Raw genomic sequence first — 3249 nt, 5'->3', positions numbered from 1 at the left:
CCATATTCTGATCAATCACTGGCATCTGAAACCAAACACCAGAAGAGCAGTCCAAGAATTGGTAGCTCTGTTTGATCATGTGCCGTCTCCTTTGAGGGTTCACTCTCGGGCTCCTAGACGCCTGCGGGAACTAATGCAGCTGTTCAAAAGAACAGAGCAATATCTAACTCTGCAACGTCTGTCTAGAGTAATGAGTGATACACCTCAATACTCTAATGGTTCTAAACCAGTGGCAAATTTGATTCAGCGGTATCCCTACTTATATGAACATTGCTTACTCAGTGAAGACAGCTCTCAGGAATATCAGCAAACTGTACGGCAAGTTCAAGCTAGGGTTCAACGGCGCTTTGACTGTGATTTATCTAAGTACGTAACCTATCAGGTGCGATGCGCCCATGTCATGCGAAATCGGGCTATCACGACTCCAAAACGGATAATTCAACCAGTGTCAAATCCCACATTGCTGACCGAACGAGAGTTGGCAAGTGCTCTCAAGCAGTTTTTTGGAAAAGTGCAAGGGTCTTACAGCTACCGAGATTTTGCTCGTAGTTTCCATACCCACAGTCGGCACACAGCCTTTTTTAAAGACTTCAAGGACGATTTATATGAATATTTGATTGCCTCGATTGACCCAGCCTATGGGAAGCAACAGTTTAACCAGCGATTGTATACTCATTTGCAAAGCACCTTGCCTGAATGGGATTACCAAACGCCCAATGAATTTATGGTGGTGCGCACCTGTACTCAATTGTTAAATTTTTTGGTAGTGGAAAGCCCTAAGCGCCCCCATCACTATACATTTGTTGATTTGATTGGCAATATAGGAACCACCATTACCACTGGACTATTGCTCAAGATTGTATTGGTCTGCGCTAAAGTCAAGCCCTATTTAGAAAAGCGATTTTCGATTCTGTTTAACCACTACGAGTCCCAAACCAGAAACAGCGTACCTTGGTTAGTCCCGTCTCTGGAAAACTTGAATATTGCCTTCAGTGTCCACTTTGGATCAGCTGATATCTCCTGCCTTAATCAGATTTTATGATTCGGATTCTGTGAATTTTAACCTAGCGCTATAACTATAGCGCTATAACTGTGGAGTTGATAATACCGATCACGTACACAGGATTTGTTCCCACTTCCGACTTCCGAATTCCTTACTGCCTACTCCCTACTCCCTACTCCCTACTTCCTACTCCCTAGTTCCTACTCCCTACTCCCTACTTCCTACTTCCTACTCCCTACTTCCTACTCCCTACTCCCTGTTCCCTTTGCTATAGTTGCCAAATTCCGATTATTGTAGAGACTCATGGCCTTTTCTACACCTTGCTTAAGAGAAAGTTCAACTGCCTCAACGGCTAGTTGGACTACTTCCGACATTAACTTGGTTTCCTGAGGTGAAAATTTTCCTAGGACGTGGGAGATCGTGTCTGGCTTCTGACTGGATTTGCCGATGCCAATCCGCAGGCGAGGGAAGTTTTGGGTACCCAGATGGGCAATTGCGGATTTCATCCCATTGTGTCCTCCAGCTGAACCAGAAAGGCGCAGACGCAAACGCCCTACTGGTAAGTCCATATCATCATAAATGATCAGGACCGACTCAGGTTTTAGCTTGTACCAATCAGTCACCGCCCGAATTGCTTGTCCAGAGCGATTCATGTATGTAAGGGGCTTGAGCAAGCTTAGCTTATTTCCTTTTAGTCCAATTCCTTGACCAAACCATCCCTGAAAGCGGCGATTTTCGCTCCCTGAAATCTGTAATCGACGTGCGATCGCATCGACCACTTCAAAACCGATATTGTGCCGCGTTTTATCGTACTTGGGTTCCGGATTACCTAAACCCACAATCAGTTGAGGAATTATAATTTGTCCGGTTGTTTCGATAGTGCTCATGGTCAAAAATCGTTTGGGTCAAGGGTAGGTAATGGGTTACCCATTACCTACCCTTTATGATCTAGATGTTTCCGGACATCATAACAAGGGAGTGGGGAGTAGGGCGAAGCCGTGCAGGCATGGGTGCGGAACTTGACACGTCATACTTTACATGTTATATTTCACACGTTATATTTCAAACGTTATACCTTTCCCCATCCCGGATTAACTACGCAGGATATTGAAAGAGGGATTCCAGATAGACACGAGCACAAGCGCGATAACTCTGGGACGTTTCTGGAGTCTTACCAATACCATTTTGGAGCAAAAACAGGGAAAGTGCTGCTGCGAAGACCCGGTCTTGGTCCCAGCTAGGATGGGTTTCTAGGTAGCGCTTGAGAGACTCGTGCAGGTCTTCGGGGATTTCTGCCAGGATACTTACGGTTGCGTTCATAGTCACCTCTTCATATAAAGGTATTTTTGGAAAAAGCCACCTGATTTCAAGCACTTCAGATAACTGCCTTGGCCAAAAGAAAGCCAAGACAAGCCAGCACCGAAGCACTGAATTTTGATGTCACCCTTGCTTTAGTTCAGAACTATCCCCAAATCAGGTAGGGTAGTCCGTGCTAACCCCTGCTAGTCGGCGTAGGTTAGCTGAGAGCAAATTTTTTTATAGGTTGGTCGCACCATTTTCATCTGAAATGGGGTGGGTTTGTCAATGCTGCGAAATATTACAACTCTTGTTGACATTCCGAAATGTATACGAAATAATCAGGGTTTGAGGCGCTTTTTTGTTACATAACTTTACATAAACTGTGGTCTTAACTACTGCGGAATACTAAGTCGGGAAAATCCCCAGTAAAACTGGAATACCTAATGCCACCGTTGAGGCTTGTGGAAAACTATGGGAAAACTGTGGAAAAGCTTGAAGCTCTGTGTGGAAACAGTGGGGAATCTGTGGGGGAAATTTGGGAGAAACGATAAGAATTCTTACAGTTTCGTTGGCGGTGGAAAACTGGTGACCACAGATGGGGTCATTGTAGATTGTGAATCCTGATGTATTAGTATACTAGTGTGATTGAACTAGTATTAGCAAACTCTTGACTTGACTCCTTAAGGAAAAAACAAGGAAAAAAAATCTAACCACTGACTAATTGCTTCTAACCTAATTATGTGGTATTGTCAGGTAGATTGTCTCTTACGCCACCTAAAAGCTTCTTCATGAATTTGTTGTATGTCTTGATCAGAGATTTTGTCGATGTGAGACAAGACTAAACTCATGCGGCCTTGAGCCTTGAGTTGGTCACGGTGGCGGCAAAGAAAATCCCAGTATAAGAAATTAAAGGGACAGGCTCCCTGGCCAGTGCGCTTCCGAGGATT

5 protein-coding genes and 1 pseudogene are annotated in these 3249 nt (G+C 44.5%); 3 read left to right on the top strand and 3 right to left on the bottom strand.

Annotation, left to right across the window (positions count from 1 at the left end; genetic code table 11):
• Both F6K57_RS40860 and F6K57_RS40855 read left to right on the top strand, forming a co-directional pair.
• Positions 1 to 1042 (top strand): hypothetical protein (locus tag F6K57_RS40860; RefSeq protein ID WP_293074715.1); only part of this gene is annotated, 1042 nt, incomplete at its 5' end.
• 84 nt (positions 1043 to 1126) lie between these two features.
• Complete coding sequence (locus tag F6K57_RS40855) at positions 1127 to 1300, top strand: hypothetical protein (RefSeq protein ID WP_158069403.1); 174 nt, start codon at positions 1127 to 1129, stop codon at positions 1298 to 1300.
• Here the strand turns inward: F6K57_RS40855 and pth are convergent.
• Entirely contained in the window at positions 1246 to 1890 is a 645-nt protein-coding gene (pth, locus tag F6K57_RS40850) for an aminoacyl-tRNA hydrolase (RefSeq protein ID WP_293074712.1), read from the bottom strand. The two genes, F6K57_RS40855 and pth, sit on opposite strands and share 55 nt — an antisense overlap.
• A gap of 208 nt (positions 1891 to 2098) precedes the next feature.
• Positions 2099 to 2323 (bottom strand): DUF2811 domain-containing protein, encoded by a 225-nt coding sequence (locus F6K57_RS40845; RefSeq protein WP_070391159.1) that lies wholly within the window; start codon positions 2321 to 2323, stop codon positions 2099 to 2101.
• A gap of 450 nt (positions 2324 to 2773) precedes the next feature.
• On the opposite strand from F6K57_RS40845, the gene F6K57_RS40840 reads away from it, so the two are divergent.
• On the top strand, positions 2774 to 2926 hold the full coding sequence (locus tag F6K57_RS40840) for a hypothetical protein (protein WP_158069404.1): 153 nt from the start codon (positions 2774 to 2776) through the stop codon (positions 2924 to 2926).
• A 125-nt stretch (positions 2927 to 3051) separates the two neighbouring features.
• On the opposite strand, the pseudogene F6K57_RS40835 reads toward F6K57_RS40840, so the two are convergent.
• A pseudogene (locus tag F6K57_RS40835) lies at positions 3052 to 3249 on the bottom strand (cryptochrome/photolyase family protein); the annotation flags it as partial.

It is taken from the genome of Moorena sp. SIO4A5, from assembly GCF_010672005.1.
Lineage (GTDB): Bacteria > Cyanobacteriota > Cyanobacteriia > Cyanobacteriales > Coleofasciculaceae > Moorena.
The sequence above is the reverse complement of the archived record's forward strand: the minus strand, read 5'-3'. Positions and strand labels throughout refer to the sequence as shown.